22 protein-coding genes and 1 pseudogene are annotated in these 26449 nt (G+C 61.9%); 9 read left to right on the top strand and 14 right to left on the bottom strand.

Annotated features, from left to right (window positions below; all coding sequences use genetic code 11):
• Positions 1-48: 48 nt before the first annotated feature.
• Complete coding sequence (locus tag J3P76_RS12650) at positions 49-681, top strand: NAD(P)H-dependent oxidoreductase (protein WP_434700786.1); 633 nt, start codon at positions 49-51, stop codon at positions 679-681.
• Between the two features lie 11 nt (positions 682-692).
• Here the strand turns inward: J3P76_RS12650 and J3P76_RS12645 are convergent, their stop codons facing one another.
• The gene (locus J3P76_RS12645; protein WP_434700785.1) at positions 693-2255 is read right to left on the bottom strand and encodes a L,D-transpeptidase family protein; all 1563 of its coding nucleotides are present in this window, start codon (positions 2253-2255) and stop codon (positions 693-695) included.
• 162 nt (positions 2256-2417) lie between these two features.
• Here J3P76_RS12645 and J3P76_RS12640 point away from each other — a divergent pair, with 162 nt between their 5' ends.
• Both J3P76_RS12640 and J3P76_RS12635 read left to right on the top strand, forming a co-directional pair.
• Positions 2418-3098, top strand: coding sequence for a murein L,D-transpeptidase catalytic domain family protein (locus tag J3P76_RS12640; RefSeq protein ID WP_434564106.1), 681 nt, complete (start codon positions 2418-2420; stop codon positions 3096-3098).
• A 123-nt stretch (positions 3099-3221) separates the two neighbouring features.
• Positions 3222-4223, top strand: a complete 1002-nt coding sequence (locus J3P76_RS12635; protein ID WP_434647419.1) for a class I SAM-dependent methyltransferase — start codon at positions 3222-3224, stop codon at positions 4221-4223.
• On the opposite strand, the gene J3P76_RS12630 is transcribed toward J3P76_RS12635, so the two are convergent.
• Positions 4180-9285, bottom strand: a complete 5106-nt coding sequence (locus J3P76_RS12630) for a dermonecrotic toxin domain-containing protein (RefSeq protein ID WP_434700784.1) — start codon at positions 9283-9285, stop codon at positions 4180-4182. The two genes, J3P76_RS12635 and J3P76_RS12630, sit on opposite strands and share 44 nt — an antisense overlap.
• A 225-nt stretch (positions 9286-9510) precedes the next feature.
• The gene (locus J3P76_RS12625; RefSeq protein WP_434605747.1) at positions 9511-10113 is read right to left on the bottom strand and encodes a LysE family translocator; all 603 of its coding nucleotides are present in this window, start codon (positions 10111-10113) and stop codon (positions 9511-9513) included.
• Positions 10114-10408: 295 nt separating this feature from the next.
• Here J3P76_RS12625 and J3P76_RS12620 point away from each other — a divergent pair.
• Positions 10409-11944, top strand: a pseudogene (locus J3P76_RS12620) (family 10 glycosylhydrolase).
• Between the two features lie 6 nt (positions 11945-11950).
• Here J3P76_RS12620 and J3P76_RS12615 read toward each other — a convergent pair.
• The 7 genes from J3P76_RS12615 to J3P76_RS12585 all read right to left on the bottom strand — a co-directional run bounded on the left by J3P76_RS12615 (position 11951) and on the right by J3P76_RS12585 (position 17452).
• Complete coding sequence (locus tag J3P76_RS12615; protein WP_420763917.1) at positions 11951-12784, bottom strand: AraC family transcriptional regulator; 834 nt, start codon at positions 12782-12784, stop codon at positions 11951-11953.
• A gap of 91 nt (positions 12785-12875) precedes the next feature.
• Entirely contained in the window at positions 12876-13301 is a 426-nt protein-coding gene (locus J3P76_RS12610) for a GlcG/HbpS family heme-binding protein (RefSeq protein WP_420763916.1), read from the bottom strand.
• A gap of 68 nt (positions 13302-13369) precedes the next feature.
• Positions 13370-14152 (bottom strand): ABC transporter substrate-binding protein, encoded by a 783-nt coding sequence (locus tag J3P76_RS12605; RefSeq protein ID WP_420763915.1) that lies wholly within the window; start codon positions 14150-14152, stop codon positions 13370-13372.
• 143 nt (positions 14153-14295) lie between these two features.
• Positions 14296-14646: a RidA family protein gene (locus J3P76_RS12600; RefSeq protein WP_434605750.1), complete on the bottom strand. Its 351-nt coding sequence runs from the start codon at positions 14644-14646 to the stop codon at positions 14296-14298.
• A complete protein-coding gene (locus J3P76_RS12595; RefSeq protein WP_434605752.1) occupies positions 14643-16016 on the bottom strand; it encodes an FAD-dependent oxidoreductase in 1374 nt (457 codons plus the stop codon). Before J3P76_RS12595 ends, J3P76_RS12600 begins: the two co-directional genes overlap by 4 nt.
• Positions 16009-16338 carry a (2Fe-2S)-binding protein gene (locus J3P76_RS12590; RefSeq protein ID WP_434605754.1) on the bottom strand — a complete coding sequence of 110 codons (330 nt, stop codon included), beginning with the start codon at positions 16336-16338 and terminating at the stop codon, positions 16009-16011. The genes J3P76_RS12595 and J3P76_RS12590 overlap by 8 nt, the downstream gene beginning before the upstream one ends.
• Entirely contained in the window at positions 16328-17452 is a 1125-nt protein-coding gene (locus tag J3P76_RS12585) for an NAD(P)/FAD-dependent oxidoreductase (protein ID WP_420763911.1), read from the bottom strand. Before J3P76_RS12585 ends, J3P76_RS12590 begins: the two co-directional genes overlap by 11 nt.
• Positions 17453-17607: 155 nt before the next feature.
• Between J3P76_RS12585 and J3P76_RS12580 the strand changes: the two genes are divergently transcribed.
• Positions 17608-18513 carry a LysR substrate-binding domain-containing protein gene (locus J3P76_RS12580; protein ID WP_420763910.1) on the top strand — a complete coding sequence of 302 codons (906 nt, stop codon included), beginning with the start codon at positions 17608-17610 and terminating at the stop codon, positions 18511-18513.
• A gap of 243 nt (positions 18514-18756) precedes the next feature.
• Here the strand turns inward: J3P76_RS12580 and J3P76_RS12575 are convergent, their stop codons facing one another.
• The 3 genes from J3P76_RS12575 to J3P76_RS12565 all read right to left on the bottom strand — a co-directional run bounded on the left by J3P76_RS12575 (position 18757) and on the right by J3P76_RS12565 (position 21647).
• Positions 18757-19392 (bottom strand): hypothetical protein, encoded by a 636-nt coding sequence (locus J3P76_RS12575; RefSeq protein ID WP_434605756.1) that lies wholly within the window; start codon positions 19390-19392, stop codon positions 18757-18759.
• Positions 19393-19403: 11 nt separating this feature from the next.
• On the bottom strand, positions 19404-20630 hold the full coding sequence (locus J3P76_RS12570; RefSeq protein WP_434605758.1) for an RtcB family protein: 1227 nt from the start codon (positions 20628-20630) through the stop codon (positions 19404-19406).
• A 75-nt stretch (positions 20631-20705) separates the two neighbouring features.
• Entirely contained in the window at positions 20706-21647 is a 942-nt protein-coding gene (locus J3P76_RS12565; protein WP_420763907.1) for an AraC family transcriptional regulator, read from the bottom strand.
• Between the two features lie 213 nt (positions 21648-21860).
• On the opposite strand from J3P76_RS12565, the gene J3P76_RS12560 reads away from it, so the two are divergent.
• On the top strand, positions 21861-22634 hold the full coding sequence (locus J3P76_RS12560) for an L-iditol 2-dehydrogenase (RefSeq protein ID WP_434702014.1): 774 nt from the start codon (positions 21861-21863) through the stop codon (positions 22632-22634).
• 195 nt (positions 22635-22829) lie between these two features.
• Positions 22830-23681 (top strand): CAP domain-containing protein, encoded by an 852-nt coding sequence (locus J3P76_RS12555; RefSeq protein ID WP_420763905.1) that lies wholly within the window; start codon positions 22830-22832, stop codon positions 23679-23681.
• A gap of 105 nt (positions 23682-23786) precedes the next feature.
• Here J3P76_RS12555 and J3P76_RS12550 read toward each other — a convergent pair whose 3' ends face one another.
• Positions 23787-24653, bottom strand: coding sequence for a LysR family transcriptional regulator (locus tag J3P76_RS12550; protein ID WP_434647443.1), 867 nt, complete (start codon positions 24651-24653; stop codon positions 23787-23789).
• A 101-nt stretch (positions 24654-24754) separates the two neighbouring features.
• Here J3P76_RS12550 and J3P76_RS12545 point away from each other — a divergent pair, with 101 nt between their 5' ends.
• Together J3P76_RS12545 and J3P76_RS12540 are read left to right on the top strand one after the other, a co-directional pair.
• Entirely contained in the window at positions 24755-26101 is a 1347-nt protein-coding gene (locus J3P76_RS12545; RefSeq protein ID WP_420763903.1) for an acyclic terpene utilization AtuA family protein, read from the top strand.
• Positions 26101-26424 (top strand): AtuA-related protein, encoded by a 324-nt coding sequence (locus tag J3P76_RS12540; RefSeq protein WP_434647447.1) that lies wholly within the window; start codon positions 26101-26103, stop codon positions 26422-26424. Before J3P76_RS12545 ends, J3P76_RS12540 begins: the two co-directional genes overlap by 1 nt.
• Positions 26425-26449 lie beyond the last annotated feature (25 nt).

Below are 26449 nucleotides of genomic sequence, written 5' to 3'. Positions count from 1 at the left end.
TAGCTGATCATACGCGCTTGTTAATGCGCGATACCAGAGGAAATCCATATGCATGCCGTTATCGTTGTTGCACACCATAACCCGGGTTCTTTGACCCATGCCCTCGCCCAAGCCATTGGCAACGGGATCAATCAAGCCAATCCGACGGATACGTTCGAGATAGCCGATTTGGCGGTCGAAGGATTCGACCCACGCTTTGATTACGCCGACGGTGCGGTTCATCGCCGCGTTGCAGCACCGCCCGCCGATGTTCTGGCCGAGCAGGCCCGGATCGACCGTGCCGACGCATTGGTCGTGGTGTACCCGATCTACTGGTGGTCGATGCCGGCATTGCTCAAGGGATGGATCGACCGGGTATTTTCCAACGGCTGGGCGTTCGATTACATCCCCGGTCAACCATTTGTCCAGAAACTCCAGCGGCTGCGGGTTCATTTGGTGGGCGTCGGCGGCGCAGATGCCGGCAGTTTCGAACGCCACGGCTACGACAAGGCGATGGTCACGCAAATCGAACACGGCATCTTCGACTACTGCGGCGCCCACGTCGTGAGCTCCGACAGATTGCTCGAATCGGAAAGCCTCGATCCGAAGCTACATCTGCAAACGGCAGAGGCCCTTGGCCAACGGCTCTTTTCGACAACTGACGAGACAGCCCATATAACGGGCGAAGCGGCCTGCGCCTGAGCCCCCTGTGCTCAGAGCGCACGGCGGTCAGCGGCAGACAGGGCGATATCGCGTTGGTAGATATCCGGGATATACACCGCCCGGCCCTGGCTGTCCGCTTGCACTGTCCAATAGCCCAGCAGGATCGGCACGGGCTTGGCCAGCCTGAATTCATGGGTCAGCTCGCTTGCCAGCAGCGTGTCGGTCCGCTTGCGTTCGGCCGGGGTTACGAGCAAGTCCCGCATGTGCATGACCTGCTCGATGCGCACACAGCCAGAGCTGAAGGCCCGCGGGCCTTTGCTGAACAAAGCCTGGCTGGGCGTGTCGTGCAGGTACACGGAAAACGGGTTGGGAAAGCGCACGACCAGTTTGCCCAAGGGATTCTTCGAGCCGGCATCCTGGCGCAGCATGAGATCGCCGGGGTGCTCCCAGTCGATACTCTCCGCTGCCACCGGCAAGCCGTCCCGATCGAGCACACGGAGATTGTGCCGAGTGAGAAATTCCGGGTCGCGACGGATTTCGGGCAGTTTGTCCTCGCGCATGATGGTCGGCGGGATCGTCCAGGTGGGGTTCAGCGTCAGGCGGGTGATACGCGATTTGATCAGCGGCGTCTGGCGTTCGGCACGCCCCACCTGGGTGCGGGTTTGCCACACTGGAGCGCCGCCCTGGTAAACCGTCAGTTGCGCCGCCGCCACGTTGACCAGCACGCTGTCCGGCTCCAGGTCCTGGGCCAACCAACGCATGCGCTCCAGGTTGATGCGCAACTGCTCGCGACGCATGGCCGGGCTGATGTTGAGCTCGGAGACGGTCCAGGGGCCTACTACCCCATCTGCTTGCAGCGAATGGTCAAGTTGGAAATTCTTCATCGCGTCCACGAGGCTCGGGCTGTAATGCTCATCGGCATCGAGTGGCGGCACGCTCAGGTAGCCTTCGTTGAACAAGCGCCGCGCGAGTGCCGGGACGCGGGCGTCGCGCTTGTCTGGCTGCAAAAGCGGACCACCGGGCACCGATTGCCAGTCCGCCAGGGGTTGCTGCCGCTGCCGGGCGTAAAGCTCGCGCAGGTTGCGATAGAGCATCAGGCTCGGCCGAGCCAGTTCGAAAGCCTCTACCGGATTGTGCAGGCCCGCGATGGCGAAGTGCAGCACCATGGATCGACGATCCGGCAATTGCGGATTGGCTTTCCAGATCGGCTCCAGGCGGTTCTGTGGCAGATAACCGAAGCGCAAATCATGCAGGGCTTGCAGGTAGCGTTGGCTGATGGCGATGTCGGTACACGCCGCATTCGAATAGGCGCCCTGGCCCGGTAGGCTGTAGCGGGCCGGATCCATTCCATCATCCGCCAGTTGTTGCAATTGGATTTGTAGCGCCTGTAACCGCTCATCGTCCATCCAGATCGCCTGGCCTGCGTTTTGCTGGTACAGGGACTGCAAGCTCATGACTGTCGGAAAATCAACGCTTGCAGCCAACTCAGGGCAGTTGACCGACAGCTGCGCCAGCGTGGTTTGCGCCTGCCCCGGATCGCCGTCATCGGCCGTAGCGACCAATGGCGCAACGAGCAATAAAAGGCTCAGGTAACATGCGGGCTTTTTAAACAACTGCTTTACTCCAATCCATGGCCGTCTCGTTGACGGTGAATTTTGCGACAGGTACGACCCGCCATCATGCAGACAAACGAAACCGGACGGGATGCCGCAAACGAACGCCACCATAAGCTGTTTTCGCCTGTATCGGCCTACTTGCGCCGACTTTGCCTGGTCATGACCAGCCTGGGCGTCGTGTGCAGCCCCGCGCTGGCCGAAAAGCCCAAGACCCAGCCTCTTTACAACAGCCTCGCCCACGCCGCGCCGGAACTCAATCCCCAGGCGCTGAAAAGTGCCCTGAGTGCGATGCAGTGCGCAGTTGCCAACGGCGCTGGACAGGCCCGCCACCTGGCGGTGATCGACTATTCGCAACCGTCCACGGCCCGCCGGCTATGGATTTTCGACCTGCGCCAGAAAAAGCTGGTGCTGCGCGACCTGGTGGCCCACGGGCAGAAATCCGGGGAAAACTTCGCCACGCAGTTCTCCAATCGCCTGGGCAGTTATCAGTCCAGCCTCGGGTTGTTCCGTACCCAGGAAAGCTACCAGGGCGCCCATGGCTATTCACTGCGCATGGACGGCCTCGAACCCGGTTTCAACGACCTGGCCCGGGACCGGGCGATCGTGATCCACGCCGCCGATTATGTGAATCCGCTGTGGAGCGCGCGCCAGGGTCGCATCGGCCGCAGCCTCGGCTGCCCCGCCGTACGCCCGCAAGTGGCGCGCCAGGTGATCGACAAGCTCAAGGGTGGGCAATTCATGTTTTCCTGGTACCCCGACCCGGCGTGGCTCAAGCGTTCGGCCTATCTCAATTGCCAGCCGCAACAGGTGGCGAGCATCCTGGCGACCAGCGGCGGCTAGCAGCAGCCCCAATCGTGTGAGCGTTTCGCACTCAAGCGCGAGCAAGCTTGCTCGCCACAGGGATTGCACCCGGTTCGCCGGTGGTTAAAATGCCGGCCTTTCGAGTCGCTGGCGTTTTTTCTGATGAATCCTCAAGCCCTTCAAACATTGCAGAGCCACTTGTCGACGGCGCTGGGATCGGTGCCCGACGAAACCCGTCGCCTATTCCACGGTCGCGGGCGCTGCTGGCCAGGGCTGGAGCAAATCACTGTCGACTGGCTGCAAGGCGTGGTGCTGGTTTCGCTGTTCAAGGAGCCCGATCCAACGCAACTGGATGACTTGTTCACCATGCTGCGCGCCCTCGCCGCCTCGCCCGCCTGGCAACACAGCGGCGCCCATACCCTCGCCGTGCAGTATCGATACCTGCCCGACAGTCTCACCCAGTGGCTGATAGGCGAACCGATCGATGAATGGACCCTGACCGAAGGCGGCCTGCGCTACCGAATCGATCTGGGAAGGAAGCAGAACAACGGCCTGTTCCTCGACATGCGCTACGGGCGCGACTGGGTGCGGGCCAATGCCTCTGGCATGCGGGTGCTGAACCTCTTCGCCTACACCTGCGGTTTTTCGGTAGCGGCCATTGCCGGCGGTGCGCACCACGTGGTCAACCTGGATATGTCCCGCGCGGCCTTGAGCCGTGGACGCGACAATCACCGGTTGAATGGCCATGACCTGGGCCAGGTCAGTTTCCTCGGCCACGACTTGTTCAAGTCCTGGGGCAAGGTCATCAACAACGGGCCGTACGACCTTGTCATCATCGATCCACCCACTTTCCAGAAAGGCAGCTTTCTGCTGACCAAGGACTATCAGCGTGTACTGCGCCGCCTGCCGGAACTGTTGACGCCTGCCGGAACCGTCCTGGCTTGCAGCAACGATCCGGCCACCGGCCCGGACTTCCTCATCGACGGTGTCATGCGCGAAGCGCCGGGGCTGTTATTTGCAGAGCGGCTGGCCAATCCCCCGGAGTTTCCAGACGCTGACCCGGCCTGTGGCCTCAAGGCCCTGGTATTCAGGCGACAGGCCTCAGGCAAGGGTATGGACGCTATTGAGGCCGCAACGGCCACCATGGATCGACCAGATCGGTAGTCACGCGACGAACCAGGGCGTCGATCTCCCGAGTCCTCACCGAGCGGTAGATCGCCATGGTGCGCCGGAACTGATCATCATTGAGTGCCACCGGCTGGCCAGCAGTCCAGTCCACATCGTTCACGGCCTCCAGGTTCGCTCGGCGCCAAACCATCTGGCCATCCACCGGAGCGTGCTCCCAGGCACTCGGTAGATCGGCGGTTGGATGCCTGAGGTTGTCCAGCAGCGCTTGCGGCCAGCCGGCCGCGTCCACCGGTTCGCTGAAGGCATCCGACAGCTTCTCGTCCACGCTTTCCCAAATGGTCGCTCCTTCAGTCCAGTCCCGGGACATCAGGCCAAGGTACGGCCGCCAAGTGGTTTCCCCTACGAAAGCGACTTGATCAGCATCGTTGAAAATGTCCTGGGCCGTGCAAAGCCAGTCGATGAACGCCTCCCGGCTCATCAGTGCGGCACGCTCGGCAACAGTGAGCGGCCTGAGCGATAGCGAGTAATTCCAGAAGTCGTATTGAATTCTCATGAAACTGGCAAAAGGCACTGGCTCATTCAAAAGGCGGGCGCGCTGTACCGTAATGAACATGGATATGTGTACTTCAAGCTCTGACAAATCAGGCGATACCCTGTCCAGGATGCGCGCCTGCAACCGGCTGCGCAGCGCTGCCAGTTGTGGATCAAAGTCTGTCAGTCGGCTCGGTAGCTCGGCATAGATGTCCTCGAAATTCGTGTAATGCTGAAGCACGGCGGCTCCCCTGGAACGAGCATTGGACGGCAGCCCCGGGTCGGCACTGTTGATATCGCTGGTCATCCGGACTGAAAACCAGTCAATGAACCGCCTGTTCCCGGGCTCATCGCGCGCCGCCTCCAGGGAGCCTCGAAAAGAGTCAAAGCCCTTCAACCAATCATCGGCCGTGTAGCGAAAGGCCTCCGGTCGCAAGACGCGAAGCGCTTGGATCTGGGCGCTCGGCAACGGATTGTTCTGAAGGAGTATTGCCAGCACCTCAGGTGTTGGCTCACCGCCCAATAGAGGCAGCAGGTCATCCTGGATATTGCTGATCCGATTATTCATGAGGTCGAGGGTGATATGCGCGGCGGATGGATTGGACAGCATCGCCAGGGCCGCCGGGGGCACCGTATCGAGCCCGGTATTGGCCAGTCCCAGGTCCCGCAACAGTCTGAGCTCGGGCAGGCTTGGCAGATGGGTGCAATTGTTGCCGTTCAAGGCGAGCTCCTCCAGCCCGGTCGCCGTGCGCAGGAATGCGCTGCCTTCCTCATCGAGCCTCAGGCCACAGCGCGACAGGTTCAAGATGCGCAGCTCCGGCAAGGCGGCGATGGCTCGCAGCTGCTCGGGAGTGAAATGCAGATTATCAGCCCATACCAGGTCCTGCAGCGAAGGCAGCTCGGCGAGGCGACCGATGGCCTCGACCGTGGCGGCACTCATCGACGGCCCTACCCCACTGCTGACTCCCGACAGGTTCAGGATATGCAGGTTGCTCGCCGAATCGCCGCCAAGCAGAGGTACGAAGACATCGGCGGTCATCAACAAGGGATTGTCTTTCATCGACAACTCCAGCAGCCCGCGCAACTCGCCGGCAGCCACGGGTATCGTATTCAGCTGGTTGCCCCGCAGGTGCAAGGTATCGATGTTGGGAAACAACCGGAGGAAATCAGATGGGTCCTCATCCAGGCTCAGATTCGTCAACATCAACTCTTCGATGTGCTCGAAATTTGCGCTGATGGTCGGTAATCGGCCGAGGTAGTGCCCCGACAGCTTCAACCGCACCTCGCTCCCCTCCTGGCCCGGAACCGGGGTGCGTCGCCAGGCACGGCGGATTTCCCCGCCGACGATCCTGCGCTGCTCGGCCCGCGCCTGCGGGTCGAGCAGGTTCTCGGCGGGGTGATGCACGTCTCCATGGGATTCCCAGTGATGCAGCTCTTGGTCAAGTGCCGTCCACTGGGCTTGCAGCCGGTCGACCAACACCTCCAGCGTCGTGCCCGCCCGCCTCGCCTGCTGGCTCAGATCCAGCCGAAGCTGGACCATGGCATCACCGGCATGACCGGGATAAAGCTGTTCGATCCGATGGTCCAGGCCGTTGCGCCACGCCGATAGAGGAAGGCGTCCACGCCCGCTGAGCGGGTAACCCATGCGGCCGTTGAGCGATTGCAGGCCGGGCCCGTCATCACCGATGCGCTTCATCTGTAGGAAACCACGGAGTGCCTGCCGATCATCCAAGGCCTGGTCAAGCAAACGGGTGCGCAGCTTCGTCGCTTCCCATATATCCAGGCCGAGCGCCTTGCGCGCGTCATCGGGCATGGCCCTGAGCAGCGCGTCCTCCAACGGGAGAGGGCCCACCAGTTCTTCACCTTGTTCATCGAAAGGCTGGTATCGCTCACCTTCCTGGCGGATGGTCTTCATCGGCCCTTCTCCTTCCAGCTCAAGCGGAGTTCGGAGTTCCCGCGACCACAGGCGAAGATGCAAACGCCCCTTGGCCAGCGGCGACTGGTCGAGCAGGCCCATGACCAGGCGATCCCGGTCGCCGGTGCTTTCACCGCGTTCCAATGCGCCCAGCGCGCGGGTCAGGCGCAACTCACGCAACGCTTCGGCGCATTGGTCACCCAAGTCCCCGGCCACACGCCCTTGGACCAAGCGCAACCGTTCGACCCCCGTCGTTTGACGGGCAAGCTCGTTGGCGATGGACTCCGGCATACCGGGAAAAGCACGCTTGATCGGCGCGGCCAACGGATCCAGCTCGACACCGCGACGCATGCCATCGGTCACCCGTACCGCGTTGCGCTCCAACAGGTCGGCCCAGCGGTCCGCCAACAGCCGACTACGCTCTGCTGGGCGCAGGCCGATGCTGCGTTGCCCGAGTATCTCGGTCTGTTCTTCCCTGCCCAAATTCGAGAGCACATAGTTGGCCCAGGCATCGCTCTGCAAATCTGTGCTGGTCAATCGGATAAACCGCACGTCGCCCGCACGCCCAATGGGGTAGACCCTGACGCCATCGTCGTAGCGCAGCGTGGCGCCTCTCGGCCAGCCTGGAAGATCGACAAGGGTCTGGACGATCCGAAAGTGCGCGCCCCCCATCGACTCATTGCGGCGCAGTCGTGCGACGGCCTGTTTCAGGTCCTGCCAGTTCCTCGCGTCATCCAGACTGTCGGCGAGTATTGCCGGCAATGGCTGGCCCTCGACCTGCAAATAGCGTAGATGTTCCTCGTTGATACCTGTCTGGCGCTGCAATGAGAGGATTGTCTGGTCATCCAGCTCGGAGGGTGTTTCGGCGAAGGATCGCAGCAGCTCCAGGTTGCCCTGCTGCATCGGATCGCGATGGGCCCACTGCCAACCACGGGCACGGTTCCACTTCAGGGGCGGTCGGATACCACGATGGTCGGCAGGCAAGCGCAGGTCGAGCACGTCGCCGGCTCCCTGGACTTCGAAGTAGTCATCGTCGATTCGAACCCAGGCCTGCTCCGGTGTGCGCCAGACGCCCCACGCGTCCTGTTCGGCTTCTGCCGGCGGCACGCCTTGCGCCCGGAAACTACGCACATCGCCGTTCCACAAGCGCGTGCTACCGTCATGGGCGGACATCGGCTCGAGGGTCCCGCCCACGAATCCCAGATAGGCACCTTGGGCGATCCCGAACAAGACATTGAAGATATGGTCGATGCCCTCCTGGGCCTGGCCTTCGTTGAACGCCTGGATGCCTTCAAAAATCTCATACACCATCTGCGCGCCCCCGACCGCCGCCGCGGTCATGCCAACCGGTGCGTAGAACGGGAACAGCATGGCCGTGACCATCAACGCACGCTCGGCAAGGCTTTCCCAGTAGGCAAACCGCGCCATCCGCGCCTGCCAGTCCTTCTCCTCGGTGGGAACCATCAGCGTAGCCGCGTTGGCCAATACATGGCCGCGCCACTCGCGATAGCAAGCGGGCCAAGGCTGCTCGCGCAGATCACCCAGGCCCCAGGCAACCTTTGGTATCGGCACCCGGATGCGTTCCCGCGTCCCGTCCTCGCCCCGCTCACCCTCGCGCCAGCCGGTGATGCGGCCGTAGATCTCCTGCATCACGTTAGGGTGGGCATCCACCCGCCATTCCACCTGATCGTGCAACGCGGTCCCCAACGAGGCCTGCAAGCGCAACGGGAAGTAATGCATCAGGCTCTGGCGATAACTGCGTTTACGTACCCGTTCGATCAGCTCGGCAGACATGGCTTGCAGGCTTTTGAATTGCTTGAGGGGCGCCACCGCATCATGGGGCATGTGCAGGACGACTGGCCGAACGCCTTCGGCGTTGCCTTGCACGCCCCAGTAAACCCGTGCACCGAACAACGGCACCGACAGCAGCTCAAGGGACTTGACCTCGCAAGCCAGCGGCACGGCAGGTCGCTCTTCCAGGTGCACACCGACGTGGGCCAGCATCCGCTCGCCGGTTTCATCCAGGCGCCCGTCCAACTTCGCTTCATAGGCATCGTAGGCGAGACGGCTGCGTGCATAGCTCATGTAGACATGCGCAATGGCGGGGACTTCGGCGCCGAGGTGCGGCAACCTGCTTTCGAGCACCTGTCGGTAAGCCCCGCCTGCGTTAATCCGGCGGCAAAGACGCGCAAATTCGGCGGGTGACATGGGCAATGCCGCGGTATCCGATCGTTCTTCGGCGTCCTGGAACTCCAGGCTGCGACCTTGAATGTAGAGCACGCCGTCCTTATCGAAGTCGCTACCTGTCACAGCATCGGCGGACGGGAAATTTTGCATCGCGGCTTTCACCACCGTGAGGGCGGGGTCACGGATGTAGTGGGTGCGACTCACCCTTGCCCTGCTCACCGCATCGACAGCCGTGCCAAAGCCGTTTACCGCAATCCAGCGTTGTATCTGTGGCTCGGCTTGCAGCAGGTTGGTTGCGAAAACCGCTGGTTTCGGCAGGTCGGCAACCAACGCGTTGAGTGCGTCGCTGTCGCTCTGTAACTGCTTCATGAGGGCTTTCAAGCGCGTCTGATGAGGGCGCGCGGCTCGCTTCAACCAGCCGGGCAGCTTGGCCTCGATGATGGCGACATGAGTTTGAATGGACATGATGGACCTCCTTCCTTGGGGTCGTTCGAGCGTTCGAAGTGGTGAGCACGCTCAGCTCAGGGTTGGGCGATGCTGTCGAAATCGGACGCTTTTTGAAACCGGCGAAGCGTTGCAAGGGGTTGCGAGACTGGGGCACAGGCTCGCGGCTAATCGCACCCGGCGCCTGGGTGCGTGCAGCGAACCCGTTGCCCCTTCGCGTCAGGCCGCCATCTAAGCGGCTCTCGACTAGACAACCAACGTCAACCACGCCGAGACCAGCAGCAACACCGCCATGGCCCGATTGAAGCGGCCCATCGCAACGGCGGAACGGCAAAACCTCGCCGCGCCACGCCCCAAGCAGGCCCAGGCAGTCATGCAGGGGATCGAAATCGCGAAGAATGCGAGGGACAGCCACAGCACCCGCGCCGTACGGTCGGCCTCGGACCCGGCGAACACGCTGACCACCGCCAACGCCATCATCCAGGTCTTGGGATTCACCAGCTGCAACCCGGCGGCGCCCACCAGGCCGAGTCGGGGCCCGTCCACAGGTCGGTCCGGGTCGATGGCTTCAGCCGGTGCGCTGTAGATCTGCCAAGCCATCCAGCTGAGCCAGGCGATGCCGGCCCATGACAGCGCCGTTTGAACCATGCCATGCCGGGCCAGCACGTCCCCCAGCCCGGTGCCCACCAATAGCACCAACATGGCGGCGGCTGCGCAAGCGCCGAGGATTATCGGCCAAGTGGTCGCCAGGCCGTAGCGTGAGCTGTGGCTCAGTACGAGGATATTGGTCGGGCCCGGCGTGATGGAGGCGACGAAGGCAAACAAGGCAAACGGCAGTAATTGGTCCATGGAGCGACTTCTCATTGGTGATCGTAGAGCTGATCATCCCGATGCCGCCGTATTGAGTCTGGAACAATTGAGCAGCGCTTGCGCTAGTCCACCGGGCTCAGTGCATTACTGTAAAAACCGACCCGCGAAGCTAGTCGAGGAACCCTGTTACCGGACGCATATGGCAATGCCAAGTTACACACTTCGATCGTGCAATATCTCGCCGCAAAATTGACAGCACGCTGAACAACCAACCCTGACTACTTCATTTATATTCCTGTCCGCACACATCATATTTTCTGCGGGGAGTAATACTTTGACTAACATCAAGCGCCATCTTCGAGGCACGTGGATCTCGACAGTAATCAATCTCGACTGGCCGTCAAAAAACTCCCTCTCGCTTGTTGATCCTCAGGCACGCATCAACCAACAAAAGAACGAACTCAAAAACCTGCTGGACGAGGCAGTCAAGCTGCGGCTCAATGCGGTGTTCTTTCAGGTCAAACCGGCTTGCGATGCCTTCTACCGTTCGCAAGTACTGCCTTGGTCGGCCTAACTTACTGGCACTTTGGGCCAGGATCCCGGTTACGATCCATTGCAGTTCGCCATCGAGCAGGCACACCTGCGCAACTTGGAGCTGCACGCATGGTTCAACCCATACAGAGTCTCCATGAATACAAGACAAAGCACTGTCGAGGCGTTGAGTAACGTGCCCCCCGCCTCGCCCGTCAGTGTTTACTCGTCGAATCATGACTGGGTCCGCATCGCCGCGCAGCGATTCGTGCTGGACCCAGGGGTTCCAGAGGCAAGGGATTGGGTTATTCAAGGCATCATGGAAGTGGTCGACAACTACGACATCGATGGCGTTCATCTCGATGATTATTTCTATTACGAAACGCCAGACTCGCCACTTGATGATGCGGACACTTTTGCGAAGTATGGTAATGCCTTTCAAGACAAGGGCGATTGGCGCCGAAATAACATCACCGAGATGATAGCCCTGCTTTCCAGGCGAATACGAGCCTCGAAATCACATGTCAAGTTCGGTGTCAGTCCCGCAGGAGTATGGCGCAACCAAAGAGACGATATAGAGGGGTCGGATACCACGGCCGGCAGTCCCACCTACGATAAGCAGTTCGCCGATACGAGACAGTGGGTATTGGATGAACTGCTCGACTATATCGCGCCTCAAGTGTATTGGCCGCTGACGCGCAGAATAGTGCAGTACGACATTATTTCGAACTGGTGGGCAAGTGTCGTTCGCGGCAAAAGTGTGCATCTATATATCGGCATGGCACTCTATAAAGTAGGAGTCGCCAGCAGTGCGGAACCACAGTGGCTCGTGGAAAATGGCACGACTGAAATCGGTAACCAACTCCTGTGGAACCTCACATCGGAGGGCGTTCACGGAAGTGTTCTTTTTCGAGCGTCATTCTTCCATGCCCCGGCGGTGCTGCCCGCGACAGGTGTGATCAAGCAAAGTATATGGCCAACCCTGGCGCTCGTTCCTTCCATGCCGTGGAAAGGCACAAAGCCCCCCGCCCCACCCATAGAGCCGGAATGCCGCACGGCGTCGCAAGGGGTTGAACTTCGATGGGTGGATGGAAATGACGAGGGGACCGTGTACTACGCGATTTACAGATTCGCGTGCAATCAGTCAGTCATGATCGACAATCCTGAAAATCTGATCGCTACGGTGCGTAGGGCGGGAACACAACAGTGTTGGGTGGATACGTCACCGTCGAGTTCCGAGGGGATGATGTATGCCGTGACAGCACTTGATCGCAACCACAATGAAAGCGCCATGGCGCTCGCCCGTTGGAGCGCCCTTGTACCGCAACAAAGCGAATGAACCGGTTCATTGGTTCCGGAGTGCTCGCTTGCGATAGTCCGCCGGGCTCATGCGATAGGCACGCTGGAACCAACGGCCGAGGTGGCTCTGGTCGGCAAAACCGAGCATCGCAGCCACCGCCACGGCGCTTTCGCCACGAGCCAGCAGACGTCGCGCCCGAGCCAGGCGCAGCTGGATCAGGTAAGCATGGGGCGCCAGGCCGAAAGCGGTTTTGAACGCGCGGCTCAGGCGAAAGCGATCCACACCGGTGGCCCGCGCGAGGTCGTCGAGGCCGATGTCCTCGCTCAAATGGCTGTGCAGGTAGTCGCGGGCCTGCTGGGCCACCAGCGGCAAGCGCGGGTCGGGATTGATCCGCGCGCGCCAGTGCAGGTGTTGGGTGAGGTTGGACAGCAGCATGTCGAGGGCGGTTTGGCGCACGATCAGGATGTCCTGTTCATGCAAGCTCTGGAAAGCCGTGGCGGTGGCGCGCGCCAGTTGTGCGTCGTCGTTGAGGGTTGCGGCGAAGCCCAGGCGGGCGTTGTCCGGCGCTTCTTCGAACAGCGAGCGCAGTTCGCGCTCCAGCCATTGCGGTTCGAGATACAACGTGCGGTAGGTGAAACCGTGTTCGTGAGGGGCGTTACCGTCATGCAGTTCGCCGGGCTCGAGCAGGAACACTTTGCCCGGCGTGCTGGTGTGTTGTTGTCGGCGACAATGGAACTGCTGCACGCCCTGCTCCGTCACGCCCACCAGGTAGGCGTCGTGCCAATGCGGATCGTAGGCATGCCCCTCGAAATGCGCGCGCACGGTCTCGATGCCGGACGTGGCGTCCTGCTTGAGATCGATCCAGTTGCGCGCTGTCATGTTTCTTTCCGTCTAGTCGATGTGCTCCGGCAGATTAACGGCTGCTCGGGCCTCTGTCTGGAAGATTTGTGCAGACCGAGGGGAAATAGCATCACGCATCGGGCGTGATTACCGGCAGCACCGTCTCCACCGCCAACCGCGCCAGCTCCGCATCTTCCTCGGCCTTCACACCGGAAACTCCGATGGCGCCGATGCATTGGCCGTCATGGCGGATCGTCACGCCGCCCTCGAGCATGCCCTGCAAGTGCGGCGCGCTCAAGAAGGCCAGGCGGCCGCCGTTGATCATGTCCTCGAAGGCCTTGCTGTCACGCCGTCCCATGGCGGCGGTGCGGGCTTTTTCGGTGGCGATGTAGGTCGACAAGGGCGACGCGCCGTCCAGGCGCAGCAGCCCGAGGGGATGCCCGCCATCGTCCACCACACACACCGACACCGCCCATTGGCGCTGGTGAGCAAGCTCCTTGGCCGCCACCAGTAGTTGTGCAACGTCCTGTTCCGTGAGTACCGCTTTGGTTTTCATGAATCACCCCGAGTTATGGAACATGAGGCCTGCCGGCCAGCGCCTACAGGCCGTGGGCAATGCGCTGATTATTCACCGTAGATATCGAAATCGAAATATTTTTGGCGAATCCGATCGTACGTGCCATTGGCGCGAATGGTTGCCAGGGCCCGGTTGAAGCGGCTCGCCAGCGGATCGTTTTTGCGCACCGCGATACCGATGCCCGTGCCGAAGTATTGTTCTTCGACGAAATTGGGTCCGACAAATTCAAAATCCTTGCCTTCCGGCCGCTTGAGCAAGCTTTCGTCGATGACGACCGAACTGGCCATCGTCGCGTCCAGACGGCCGCCCAGCAGGTCGAGGAAGATCTCGTTCTGCGAACCGTAGCGGATGACTTCGGCGCCGGCCGGGGCAAGCTTGTCGGTGACGTAGCGATCGAAGTTGGTCGCCCGTTGCACGCCGATTCGCTTGCCCTTGAGCTGCGCGGGAATCGCGTTGATGCCGCTGCCCTTGCGAAACACCAGGCGAGCCGGGATTCGGTAGTAACGGTCGGTAAAGTCGACCGATTTCATCCGCTCCGGCGTGATCGACATGGAGGAAATCACCGCGTCGACTTTCTTCACTTTGAGCGCCGGGATCAAGCCATCGAACTCCTGCTCTTTCCATTCACAACGGACCTTCATCTCGGCGCACAAGGCCTGGCCGATATCGTAGTCGAAACCCACGATGGCGTTGTCCGGGGTTTTAGAGGCGAACGGTGGATAGGCCGCTTCGATGCCGATGCGCAACGAAGTCTGCGCGGCCTGCAGGTTGGCGCCGAACGCCAGCAACGAGACGATGCCCAGGTTAAGTGCAATGCGTTTGATGTTCATTCATTAGCTCCGGATGCGATGTTATTGATTTCGGACGCTCCGGGGGGAAGCCGTCCGTTATGGCAGCAGCAACGTGAACAAGCGCGGGCGACGGCTCTGGTGGTCGTCTTGCCCGGGGACGGCAGCACAGCGGTCCGGCGGTGCTACACCGCCGCGGTGACGATCAGTTCCAGCAGGATCTGCGGGTCATCGAACGCCACCTGTGCGGTGGCCCGCGCCGGGGTATGCGCGGCCTCGACCCAATCACTCCACAGCGCATTCATCGCGGCGAAATCGCGCCCCATGTCTTTCATCCAGATTTGCACGCTGAGCAGCCGACGTTTATCGCTACCCGACGCGGCGAGCAGTTCATCGACCCGTTGCAGCACCTGGCGGGTCTGGCCCTCGATGTCCTGGCTACAATCGGCGGCGACGATGCCGCTGAGCCAGGCCACGCCGTTGTGCACGACGCTACGGCTCAGGCGCGGGTTGCTTTCGATACGTTGGATGGTCATGACAGTTGCTCCAATGAGTGGCTTTCGCCGGCCAGTTGGGCCAGCGTGATGGGTTTGAGGGGCGCACGGATGCGGTAGTCGCCGACCTCGGCGGGTGAAACCCGGCGATGGGCGGCGATGATCTGCGTGACAGTCAAGCCACACTGGCGGCCCTGGCACGGGCCCATGCCGCAGCGGCCGAAGGCCTTGGTCTGGTTGGGCCCCAGGCAGCCGAGGTCGACATGACGGCGGATATCACCGGCGCTGACTTCTTCGCAGCGGCACACCGTGACGTCATCGGCGGGAACGCAGCTCTGCGTCGATGGGCGATAAAGGGCATCGATCAATGGCCGCGCCGCACGGGCGCGGCGTAATGCCTTCTGGACGCGACGCGCGGGCTCCTGACATCCGGCCACGGCCAGCGCCGCCAACCGCCCTTCGAGTCGCGCCACCTGGGCGCCGCCGATGCCACCGCCGTCACCGGCAATGAAGATGCCAGGAGCACTGGTTTCGCCAAAGCCATTGCGGCGCGGGACCCAGCACAGCTGCGACTCGCTCCAGTCATGTTCCAGGCGCAGCGACCGGCTGACCTGCGTATGAGGGACCACGCCCTGGTGCAACAAAATCAGCTCGGCACCTACCTGGTGATGCCGCCCGCCACTGTCGAAACTCAACGCCCTGGCACGATCCTCGCCCTCGATGCGCAAATGAGCGGCACCGCGAAAATGGCGGATACCGGCACGCTTCAATTCAGCCAGTAACCCCGCCCCCTTGAGCAAGTCACGCCAACCACGGAGCGCCCCGGGTATCTCACGCCAGGCCTTGATGAGATCGCGCCGATGGCTGGTATCGACCAGCGCGTCGATGACGATCCCGGCCCGCAGGTACTGCACTGCCAGCAGGTACAACAGCGGACCACAACCTGCCAGGACCACGGGCCCGGCCGGAACCATCGCCGCGCTCTTGAGCAAGATCTGCCCCGCGCCGGCGGTCATCACCCCGGGCAAGGTCCAGCCGGGAATCGGCATCGGCCGTTCGAGGGCGCCGGTGGCAATCAGCAGATGGCGCCCCTGCAAGACTCGCGCACGGCCGTCGATCAGGTAATGAACCGCGCGCTGCGGTGTGACTTGCCAGATTGCCGCGTTGGGCAAATAGCGGGCTCCACACTGCATGAATTCCGCCGCCAATCCAGCGCCCACGCGGTAATCCTCACCCAGGACCGCGCGGCTGCAGGCATCGGCGTGAAGGACCTGGCGATAGATCTGCCCGCCGGGGCTGGCCTGTTCGTCCAGTACCACCACTGACAATCCACGGGACCGGGCTTCGAGCGCCGCGCTCATGCCGGCAGGTCCGGCGCCGATGATGACCAGATCGATCGCGACGTTACTCATCGCTTTGCTCCCGGCCCGTTACCAGGCTGGCGGCGCCACATTGACGGCGCACGCGCATGCCGGCGCGCACGGCCACCAGGCAGGATTGGACGTTGGCCTGGTCATCCACCTGCACCAGGCATTCGAAGCACACGCCCATCATGCAATACGGCGCCCCGGGCCTGCCGTTGATGGCGCTTTCGCGGGTATGGCGGACGCCGCTGGCGAGCAAGGCGGCCGCCAGCGAGACATTCCCCGGCACGCTCAACGGTTGGCCTTCGAATTCGATCAACACATTGTGCTGCGCAGCGACCAAAGGTCTGAAAAGGCTGTCAGCCAGCATGGCGTACCTCCACGGATGAGCTAAAGCGGTGCAAGCCGAATGGCTTCACGGCCGGGTCATCGAATTCACCGGCAATCCACGGGGCCAGGCGCAGGGCATGAGCGGCGGCCAACGTCACACCACTGTGGCAACTGACGACCGACAGCCCGGGGCAGCCCTGGTACATTTCGTAGATGGGGAACCCGTCCGCGCTCATCACCCGCAACGCGCCCCAGGCACGCACCAGCCGCACGTCACCCAACAGCGGGAAACACTGCACCGCGCGCCTCGCGATAGCAGCCATGACTTGGCTACCGGTGCCATCGTCGAAACCTGCCGATTCATGGGAATCGCCCAATTGCACGGTGCCCTCGTCGGTCTGACGCACGTAAGTGGTGGGGTAATCGAGAAAGGGCTTGAGGCGCTCGGTCACCAGGATCTGCCCTCGGTTCGGTTGCACGGGCACATCCAGACCAACCATTTCACCCAAGCTCCGATTGCCCAGGCCAGCGGCCAGGACAACCTGCCGGGCCGACCAGTGCTGGTCGCCGGCACGTAGCCGAAAACCACTGGCATCGGGTTCGATTGCATCGACGTGATGACCATTGATCAACGTTACGCCCCGGGCCTGGCATGCGGCGTAGAGCGAACGCAACAGTTTCAACGGATTCACATGACCGTCCATGGGCGAGAAGCAACCGCCCACCACGTCTGGCCCGATGCCGGGCAGACGGCTGCGCAGTTGTGCCGGTGCCAGCAGTTCGTAGGGGTAATCGCCGTCAAGGGCTTCGCGCAGCCAGCCAAGGCGCGCGGCCTCCTCGGCCATTTCCGCGTCGCTCAGGCACAGTTGGAAACCGCCCTGCTGGCGCAGGTGGATATCGATGCCGGTATCGGCCTGCAACGCAGCGGCGAAGCGTGGCCACAGCGCCACGGACTCACGGGTCCATTGCGCATAAGGACTCATCCCAAAACCCTTGCCCTGGACCCAGAGCAAACCGAAGTTGCCCCGGGCGGCGCGTATGGCATCGTCGCCCTCGTCGAGCACACTCACCTGGCGTCCGAGCAGGGCCAGGCCATAAGCGATGGACATACCTACCAACCCACCGCCGACGATGATGACATCAGTTTTTTGCATGGCAGCTCTTTACCGTGGAGGTGCTTCTTGCAGGGGGCACAGGCCTTTATTTCGGACACATGCTTTGATGGACAAGATGCTAGGGCGCTGCCGCGCTCGTGAAAAATGCTTTATTTTGTCCAGTTCATGTCTTTTTGTTATGGATAGGTAAGCCCATGAACCTTCGTCAGCTCGAAGCCTTTCGCGCAGTGATCCTGGGGCAGACGGTGACCCGCGCCGCCGAGATGCTGCACATTTCCCAGCCCGCCGCGACCCGGCTGATCGCCAGCCTGGAAGAAGACATCGGCTTCAGCCTGTTCGACCGGATCAAGGGGCGGCTGCAACCCACCGCCGAAGCCATGACGCTTTATCAGGAGGTGCAGCGGTCGCTGCTGGGCGTGGAACGCATCGCGCGGACCGCACAGGACATCCGCAACCTCAAGCGCGGATCGCTGCACATCGCCTGCGCGCCGGCCATGGGCTTGTCGTTCCTGCCACGGGCCATCGCCGCGTTCATGGCCGAGCATGACCAGGTGCAGGTTTCCCTGGTGGTGCAATCCTCGCGGGAAGTCGTGGACCTGGTGGTGGGCCAGCGTTGCGACCTGGGCTTGATCGTCCTGCCCAACACCTACCCGAGTCCCCGCGCTGAAAAACTGCTGGCGACACGGATGCTCTGCGCCCTTCCCGCTGGCCATCGTCTGACGGATCGCCGGATGATCGTGCCGCAAGACCTGCACGGTGAGCGGTTCATCTCCTATCCGCAGTCCATTGGTTCTCGCCAGCACATCGACGCGATCTTCGCCGCACACGGCGTGGAACGTGAATTGCGCCTGGAGACGCAGCTTTCCCAGCCCATGTGCACGTTCGTCGAGCAAGGCCTGGGCGTTGCGTTGGTGGACGCCATCAGCGCGGTCGAATACCGGGGCAACGGCATCGTCTTCCGCGCCTTCGAGCCGGCGATTGAAATGGACTTCAGCATGTTGCTGCCGATTCAGGGACCCTTGTCGAAATTGCAGGCGTGCTTTCTGGAACACATGCAGCGATTCATCGAGGCGCAGGTGCCGGCGGCGTATCGGTTTTAGCTGGTTCAACGGATCCATTGGGCAAATCAGTGAAGACTTGATGGATCACTTGACCAAAACTGAACTGCCGCAAAACCCGTGGCGAGGGAGCTTGCTGCCGATGGCCTGCGAAGCAAGCCCCTTAATGGAATCAAGGTAAAGCTCACTCGCCGTTTTGCGGCTGCTATGTAGCCGAGTGGGAGCAAGCTCCCTCGCCACGGGTTTTGTATAGGCTCGACTATCGGGACGTGTCTCTCCTGGGCCTCAATCCGTCGTGCTCGCCGCCAGCACCCCCAGCGTGCAACGCTCGGGGTTCCAGATACTCAGGCACCAAACGCCCCACCATTCCATGCCATCGGCGAAATAATCACTCCAGGGGTCCCGGGTCGGATCGGGCTCGTCGCTGGCCAACCCGTTGAAGTTGAAATTATCGACCCAGTCCACCACCACCACGCGGGCATCCGGTGCAAGCCCCAACACGTCAAGCCATTCCTTGAACAGCGCCTGGGGCGTGTCGTCAACGAAGCGAGTGCCATAGGGTGGCTCGCAGAACGCGTCGTACAAAGCGAAGGATTCCGGGTTTCGCCCGGTCTTTTCAACACGCACCAGTTGAAGGATCTCATCGCGCCCTAGCGCTCTGGGTCGGGCTTTGGCCAAGTCCCAGTTCATGTTTGGAGGCGGGACGTCGGCAACGGACGGATCCACGACCAACTGACGGTGCTGTTCGAGCCATTGAGCCTTGATGTACTGGAACAGCCGGTCTACCGCCTGGCCATGCAGCGCTTGGTCGACGGTATCAACCGCCTCGGGCGCGAAGACCAGGAAATCAAACGCGCAACCGGCTTTCTCCATCCGCTGGCGCAACGCATCACTGGTCGACTGTTCAACGATCCTCAACATGACGAGCTCCGCTAACCCTTGACGCACACCACTTGACGCAGTGTATGCAGCACTTCGACAAGTTCACGTTGTGCATGCATTACCTTTTCTATGTCTTTGTAAGCCATGGGGATTTCATCTATCACGGCGACGTCCTTGCGGCACTCTACATGGGCGGTGGCGCGCACTTGGTCGTCGACGGTGAAACGCTTTTTCGCTTCGGTGCGGCTCATGACCCGACCGGCCCCGTGGCTGCACGAACAGAACGATTGCTCGTTGCCCAGGCCCCGGACGATGAAACTTTTGGCGCCCATCGAGCCGGGAATGATGCCCAGTTCGCCTTTTTGCGCCGATACCGCGCCTTTGCGGGTCACCAGCACCTCGCGTCCGAAGTGTCGCTCCCTCTGCACATAGTTGTGATGGCAGTTCACCGCTTCCAAAGCCACTTCGAACGGTTTGCTGATCACCTGTCGCGTGGCCTGTATCACGGCGTCCATCATCAACGCCCGGTTCTGCCGGGCGAAATCCTGAGCCCAGCCCACCGCTTCGACGTAGTCATCGAAATGCCGGCTGCCTTCTTCAAAATAGGCCAGGTCTCGATCCGGCAGATTGGCGAGGTGTTGGCGCATATCGGCCTGGGCCAGCTGGATGAACAGGTTGCCGATGGCGTTGCCCACGCCCCGGGAGCCACTGTGCAACATGAGCCAGACCCGATTGGCCTCATCCAGGCACACCTCGATGAAATGATTACCGCTGCCCAGGGTCCCGAGGTGCTGGCGATTGTTGGTGCGGGCCAGCTTCGGGTATTTGTCGGTAATCGCCTTGAACCGCGCGGCCAGCGCGGACCACGCCTGGTCCGCGTGCCGTGGGACGTTGCTCCAGGCGCCTTTGTCGCGCCCGCCATGGCTGAGGCTGCGGCCATGGGGCACGGCTTTTTCAATGGCGCTACGCAGGGCGTGGAGGTTGTCGGGCAGATCGGCGGCATCCAGTGAAGTACGGGCCGCAATCATGCCGCAACCGATGTCCACCCCCACCGCAGCGGGAATGATTGCCCCCACGGTCGGGATCACGCTGCCTATGGTCGAGCCCTTGCCGAGGTGGACATCGGGCATCACCGCCAAGTGCTTGAAGATAAACGGCATCTTCGCGGTGTTCATCAATTGCTGTCGGGCCTCGGGCTCCACCGGGACGCTCTGGGTCCAGAGCTTGATGGGCTTGCCGTTGGCGACTTCCAGCAGGTCGTAGGTGTTTTCTTGCATGACCGGAGCACTGTCTATAGGCGAACCGGCTTGATTGCCGGCTCATGATTTTCGACACCGGCCATGAACGCAGATTCAGGTGCGGTCTGTCGAATGCGATTGCGTGACGGGATGTGGCGAGCCTGCCTCGAGGCTGTGGCGATACTCGCTGGGCGTCTGGTTCATCTCGACGCGAAAGTGCCGATTGAAGTTGGACAGGTTGTTGTAACCGACTTCAAAACAGATGTCGGTCACCGCCATTTCGCTCTGCGACAGCAACCGGCAGGCGCGCTGGACCCGGAGCTTGCGCGTCAGGTCGATGAACCCGTGCCCGGTGATGCGTTTGAAGAACCGAGAGAACCCGGGCTCGCTCATGCCCAGTTGCTGGGCGATCTCTGACACGCGCAGGTCGCCCGTGAGTTCAGCTTGCAGGTATTCGAACGCTTTTTGGATGCGCTCCGAGCTGCGCGCGTCAAGGACCGGCGCATAGCAAGGACTGGCCAGGCATGAGGCCTCGCCGTCGCCGGCATGGCCAAGGGTGTCGAGCAGTTCGAGAAACAGCGCCAGTCGCGCCAGCCCCCTGGCCGGGCCGATCGCTTCGAGCAGTTGCGCGGCACGGCGCGCAGTGCCGCCGCTAAAGGCCAGGCCACGTCTGGCCCGCTCGAACAATCGCTGCAGATCCCCCAGTTCAGGTAAGGTCCGGCGCAACGACAACAGCGTGGCACCGTCGAACTGCAACACCACGTCGCGCCCGACCAACTGCTCCCCGGGTGCGACATCGCCGATCCAGTCGTGAGGCAAATCCGGCCCGATCATCGCCACATGGCCTGGCCCGAAAGGGCCCATGTAGTCACCGACCAGCAATCTGCCGCTGCCCTGGCGGATCAGGTGGATTTCAAACTCCGGATGATGGTTCCAGCGTGCCAGCGGATAGGGATAGTCGTGCTCGTACCAGCGAAAACTGTGCTCGGGCTCGGTCAGGATGACTTCCAGCTCGGCAGGCCGGTGATCGTACAGCAGCGTTCGGTGGTCAGGCATGTCGCGCCTCTTTCTCGTTATTGCGGGCACCTTACGCCGAGTGCCTAGGGCGTCGCCAGCCTCGTCGCGACCGCGCACCGATACTTTTTTAACACGGGCGCTGGGGTAGTCGATCGCGTTAAAAAAGTATCAGTTTTCAGCCCCACTGGCGTTTGTCGGCTTCCGCCCGCGCTGCTGTAATCGGCCTGCCCCTAACAATGACAGGACCTCCCCATGAAACGACTGGAAGGAAAAAGCGCCCTGGTGACCGGCGCCGCCCGCGGCATCGGGCGCACGTTTGCCCAGGCCTATATCAACGAAGGCGCGACGGTGGCGATTGCCGATATCGACCTCGAGCGTGCCAAAGCCACCGCCACTGAACTGGGCGACAGCGCCTTTGCGGTCAAGATGGACGTGACTGACCAGGCGTCAATCGATGGCGCCATCGACGCAGTCGTGGCCCGTGCGGGCAAGCTGGATATCCTGATCAACAACGCGGCCCTGTTCGACCTCGCGCCCGTCGTCGAAATCACGCGCCAAAGCTACGAGCGGCTGTTTTCCATCAATGTCGCTGGCACCTTGTTCACCTTGCAGGCCGCCGCTCGGCAGATGATCAGCCAGGGCCACGGCGGCAAGATCATCAACATGGCAAGCCAGGCCGGCCGGCGCGGCGAGGCCCTGGTGGCGGTCTATTGTGCCTCCAAGGCTGCCGTGATCAGCCTGACCCAGTCCGCCGGGCTGGACTTGATCAAACACCGGATCAACGTCAACGCCATCGCCCCTGGCGTGGTGGACGGCGAACATTGGGACGGCGTCGACGCGCTGTTCGCGCGCCGTGAGAACCTGCCGTTGGGAGAAAAGAAGCGGCTGGTCGGGCAACAGGTCCCGTATGGCCGGATGGGCACGGCCCAGGACCTGGTCGGCATGGCGATTTTCCTGGCGTCGGCGGAAAGCGAATACGTAGTGGCACAGACCTACAACGTCGACGGAGGCAACTGGATGAGCTGACGCGCTGGAAGTTTTATGGCCTTGAGACGACGAAAATGGACCTAATCGCCTGAAAATTGATCCGACTACTTGAGGATCGTCCCAAACGGTACCAAACGGTGCCGTTGCAAGGGATTTCAAGAGAGCGTGAATACCGTTGCCCCAGCGGGGCAAAAATTGCGCATCATAGGCGCCGTCCGCTCAAGGGAGATTTACATGCGTGCCATTTTTTCCGTCATGCGTCTTGCCGCGCTGTCGCTGGGACTGGCGTTTGCCACCAGCGCCGCAGCCACCGAGGAGACGCAACTGGTCGAGTCCATCAACCTCTACCGCAGCCAGTCCCAAAGCTGCGCGGGCCAGGCGTCCCTGGAATTGCCACCGCTGGCGATGGATTCGCGGTTGATCCTGTCGGCCAATGGCATCGGCGATCTGCAACAGGCGTTGGCGCGAGCAGCCTACCCGATGGTCAATGTGCAGGCCATCAGCCTGTCCGGGCCGCGCGACGCCCAAGCGGCAATGAAGGCTGTACAGGAAAGCTTCTGCCAAGTTGTGCTGGACCCACAATTTGTCGATATCGGCGTCAGTCGCCTGGACCGTGAGTGGCGCATCGTGCTCGCCCGCCCGCTGTTATCGGCGCGCCTGGGTGATTGGCAGGCCGAAGGGCAGAAATTGCTCAAACTGATCAATAGCGCCCGCGCACAGCCGCGCCGCTGCGGCACCGATGCGTTCAGCGCCACGACGCCGCTGGCCTGGAACGCCACGCTAGCCCTGGCCGCTGTCAATCACACCCGGGCCATGGCCAACAACAATTTCTTCGATCACAAGGACCGTGACGGACGCATGCCGGGCGATCGCGCTGAATTGGCGGGTTACCTGGGCCAGGCCATCGGCGAAAACATCGCCGCCGGCCAGGACACCGCGCTGAAGGTAGTGGACGGCTGGCTGGCAAGTCCGGGGCACTGCGCCAACCTGATGAATCCGCAATATCGCGAACTGGGCGCCGGGTATGCGGTGGACCCGAAGAGCGATGCGGGGATCTATTGGACGGCGATGTTTGGCACTCAGTAATTGTATTGATCGACCTTGCGCCTTCGCGAGCAGGGCTCGCTCCCACATGGATTGCGGTTTTCCCCTGTGGAAGCGAGCCTGCTCGCGAAGGCCGCGCATCGGCCCTCATTCCAGCCGCAATACCTGCCGCACATGCCCCATGAACTGGCTCAACGACGGTGACGGGGCTACTGGCTTGCGCTGCAGCAGGCCAATCGAACGTTTTGCCGGTTGATCGATGGCGGTGACGGCGCATTGCTCGCCGATGTTGAACACCGCCGTACAACTGGCCGGCAACAGCGAAAATCCCAGCCCTTCCCGCACCAAGGCCGTGGCGGTGCTCATATGCGCCACTTCCCAGGCGGGCAACGGATCGACATTCAGGTAACGCAACGCAGCGTCAGCCAACGGCCGGATACTGGTGTCCGGCGTCAGGGCGATATAAGGCTGCTGCGTCCAATCGCGTTGATGATCCTTGTGGCTCAGCAGCACAAGGTTGTCATCCAACAGGCGCTCGAAGCTCAAGCCAGACAGGTCGTCCGGCAGTGAACTGATGCCGGCATCCACCTCGCCACGCTGCACCCAGCCCATGATTTCCCCCGCTCGGCCATCCAGCAGATGCACGTTCACGCCCGGATGCTCACGCTGGAAAGAAGCGATGACCACCGGCAGGAACGACGCGGCAGCGGTCGGCAACGCTGCGAGCCTGAGCGTGCCCCGGCTCAAGCTGAGGGTGTCGCGGGCGTCGCGCACGGCATCGTCCATGTCCCGAAGCATGCGCCGGGCCTGGGGCAGGAAATGCTCGCCGGCCGGGGTCAGCTCGACGCTGCGGGTGTTTCGCGCGAGCAATTGCAGGCCCATGCTCTCTTCGAGTTTGCGGATGCTGTAGCTCAGCGCCGGCTGGGACAGGTGCAGCTGTTCGGCGGTGCGGGTAAAGCTGGACGTTTCAGCGATCAGGATAAACGCACGCAGCTGGCGGAAGGATACGTTCATGGCCCGCTCATAAAATTATTGGATCAATTGATTCTACCTTTAAAATTCACAGAACAATCCAGCCTCTCCACTATGGGGCCACCCTTCAGTGGAAAACGGACATGACAAAAACAATTCTCGTCGGGTGTGGCGCCGGTTTCGCCAATGACCGGCCTGACGCGGCCCTGCGACTGGCCCAGGACCTGGCACAACGCAGCGGCCAGCGGTACATCATGCTCGAGCTGCTGGCGGAGCGGACCCTGGCCGAAGCGCAACTGCGCAAGCGCCTCGATCCACAGGCCGGTTATTCCGCCCGGTTGTTCGATTTTCTTGAGCCCATGCTGGACCTTTGCATCGAAGCCGGGATTCCGATCATCACCAACGGCGGCGCCGCCAACCCGAGGGCGGCCGCCCAGCGACTGCGCGGAGCATTGGCCGGTCGTTTCCCTGGGCTGAAAATTGCCTGCGTGCTCGGCGACGACCTGCTTGAAGAAACACCGCCGCGCTATGAGCGATGGCTGTCGTCCGATACTCAACAGCCTGTCTCCGTGAACGTCTACACCGGCGCCGACGGTATCGTCCAGGCGTTGACCGACGGTGCCGGCATCGTTCTTTGTGGCCGTGTCGCCGACCCTTCGCTGGCGGTAGGCGCGATTCGTCATGGGTTGGGTTGGAGCGCCGACGATTGGCAGAAAATCGCCGTCGCCACGGCGGCCGGCCATCTGTTGGAGTGCTGTACCCAGGTCACCGGCGGTTATTTTGCTCATCCCGGGATGAAAGACATTCCAGACCCGGTCAATCTCGGTTGTCCGATCGCCGAAATCCACGAGGACGGCCGCTTGATCCTGGGCAAGACCCGCCACAGCGGCGGCCGGGTCAGCGAGCAGACCGTGAAGGAGCAGCTTCTTTACGAAGTCCACGACCCTCGCCGCTACCTGACGCCGGATGTTGTACTGGATCTGGGCGAAGCACGCGTGCAGGACCTGGGCGACGACCGTGTGGAGATCAGCGGCCTGCTCGGCCATCCGCGTCCTGACACGCTCAAAGGATTGGCGGGCGTGCGTGGCCTCTGGTTCGGCGAGGCGGAAATATCCTATGCCGGCCCCGGCGCCGTGGCGCGTGCGGCGTTGGCGCGAGAAATCCTGCTGGAGCGTTTCGACCGGTTGGCGCCAGGCGTACAGCCCTGGATCGATCTTTCCGGCGTCGCCAGCCTGTTCAACGACCAGGGCGGTCGCTATCTGCAAAAGCAACTCGCCCAGGCACCAGCCCTCGAAGATGTGCGCGTGCGCATCGGCCTGACCCACACCGACCGGTCGTTGCTCGAAGTGCTGTTGGCCGAGGTGGAATCGCTCTACACCAACGGGCCAGCCGGCGGCGGTGGCGTTCGGCGACACCTCGTCGAGGCCGTCACCACTCGCAGTTTCCTGCTGCCGCGCGGTGAAATCCATACAACCCTGGAGTGGTACTGATGAACCTCGTCACGCTCGCCGATTTTGCCCACGCCCGTGCCGGCGACAAAGGCAACATTCTCAGCATCGCGGTGTTTCCCCATGACGCGGCCCACTACGCCTGGTTGCTGCGGGAGCTGACCTGCGAACGGGTGGCCGAGCAATTCGCCACGCGGCGGCCTTCCATGGTGCATCGCTATGAACTGCCGAACCTCAATGCATTGAACTTTGTCCTTGAAGACGCCCTGGAGGGCGGCGTGAACCGCAGCTGCGGCCTGGACCGCCACGGCAAGAGCTTGAGCTATCTGCTGTTGGCCCTGCACCTGCCAGGCCCGCGAGACTGATCGATCCTTCGCCCGCCCGAACCAT

The organism is Pseudomonas sp. D1-36, assembly GCF_051132205.1.
Classification (GTDB): Bacteria; Pseudomonadota; Gammaproteobacteria; order Pseudomonadales; family Pseudomonadaceae; genus Aquipseudomonas.
The sequence above is the reverse complement of the archived record's forward strand: the minus strand, read 5'-3'. Positions and strand labels throughout refer to the sequence as shown.

What these genes read in the sequence shown, in the direction of transcription:
- J3P76_RS12650 (WP_434700786.1), top strand. Translation starts at nt 49, where the DNA reads ATGCATGCCGTTATCGTTGTTGCACACCATAACCCGGGTTCTTTGACC.
- J3P76_RS12640 (WP_434564106.1), top strand. Translation starts at nt 2,418, where the DNA reads ATGACCAGCCTGGGCGTCGTGTGCAGCCCCGCGCTGGCCGAAAAGCCC.
- J3P76_RS12635 (WP_434647419.1), top strand. Translation starts at nt 3,222, where the DNA reads ATGAATCCTCAAGCCCTTCAAACATTGCAGAGCCACTTGTCGACGGCG.
- J3P76_RS12630 (WP_434700784.1), bottom strand. Translation starts at nt 9,285, where the DNA reads ATGTCCATTCAAACTCATGTCGCCATCATCGAGGCCAAGCTGCCCGGC.
- J3P76_RS12625 (WP_434605747.1), bottom strand. Translation starts at nt 10,113, where the DNA reads ATGGACCAATTACTGCCGTTTGCCTTGTTTGCCTTCGTCGCCTCCATC.
- J3P76_RS12615 (WP_420763917.1), bottom strand. Translation starts at nt 12,784, where the DNA reads ATGACAGCGCGCAACTGGATCGATCTCAAGCAGGACGCCACGTCCGGC.
- J3P76_RS12610 (WP_420763916.1), bottom strand. Translation starts at nt 13,301, where the DNA reads ATGAAAACCAAAGCGGTACTCACGGAACAGGACGTTGCACAACTACTG.
- J3P76_RS12605 (WP_420763915.1), bottom strand. Translation starts at nt 14,152, where the DNA reads ATGAACATCAAACGCATTGCACTTAACCTGGGCATCGTCTCGTTGCTG.
- J3P76_RS12600 (WP_434605750.1), bottom strand. Translation starts at nt 14,646, where the DNA reads ATGACCATCCAACGTATCGAAAGCAACCCGCGCCTGAGCCGTAGCGTC.
- J3P76_RS12595 (WP_434605752.1), bottom strand. Translation starts at nt 16,016, where the DNA reads ATGAGTAACGTCGCGATCGATCTGGTCATCATCGGCGCCGGACCTGCC.
- J3P76_RS12590 (WP_434605754.1), bottom strand. Translation starts at nt 16,338, where the DNA reads ATGCTGGCTGACAGCCTTTTCAGACCTTTGGTCGCTGCGCAGCACAAT.
- J3P76_RS12585 (WP_420763911.1), bottom strand. Translation starts at nt 17,452, where the DNA reads ATGCAAAAAACTGATGTCATCATCGTCGGCGGTGGGTTGGTAGGTATG.
- J3P76_RS12580 (WP_420763910.1), top strand. Translation starts at nt 17,608, where the DNA reads ATGAACCTTCGTCAGCTCGAAGCCTTTCGCGCAGTGATCCTGGGGCAG.
- J3P76_RS12575 (WP_434605756.1), bottom strand. Translation starts at nt 19,392, where the DNA reads ATGTTGAGGATCGTTGAACAGTCGACCAGTGATGCGTTGCGCCAGCGG.
- J3P76_RS12570 (WP_434605758.1), bottom strand. Translation starts at nt 20,630, where the DNA reads ATGCAAGAAAACACCTACGACCTGCTGGAAGTCGCCAACGGCAAGCCC.
- J3P76_RS12565 (WP_420763907.1), bottom strand. Translation starts at nt 21,647, where the DNA reads ATGCCTGACCACCGAACGCTGCTGTACGATCACCGGCCTGCCGAGCTG.
- J3P76_RS12560 (WP_434702014.1), top strand. Translation starts at nt 21,861, where the DNA reads ATGAAACGACTGGAAGGAAAAAGCGCCCTGGTGACCGGCGCCGCCCGC.
- J3P76_RS12555 (WP_420763905.1), top strand. Translation starts at nt 22,830, where the DNA reads ATGCGTGCCATTTTTTCCGTCATGCGTCTTGCCGCGCTGTCGCTGGGA.
- J3P76_RS12550 (WP_434647443.1), bottom strand. Translation starts at nt 24,653, where the DNA reads ATGAACGTATCCTTCCGCCAGCTGCGTGCGTTTATCCTGATCGCTGAA.
- J3P76_RS12545 (WP_420763903.1), top strand. Translation starts at nt 24,755, where the DNA reads ATGACAAAAACAATTCTCGTCGGGTGTGGCGCCGGTTTCGCCAATGAC.
- J3P76_RS12540 (WP_434647447.1), top strand. Translation starts at nt 26,101, where the DNA reads ATGAACCTCGTCACGCTCGCCGATTTTGCCCACGCCCGTGCCGGCGAC.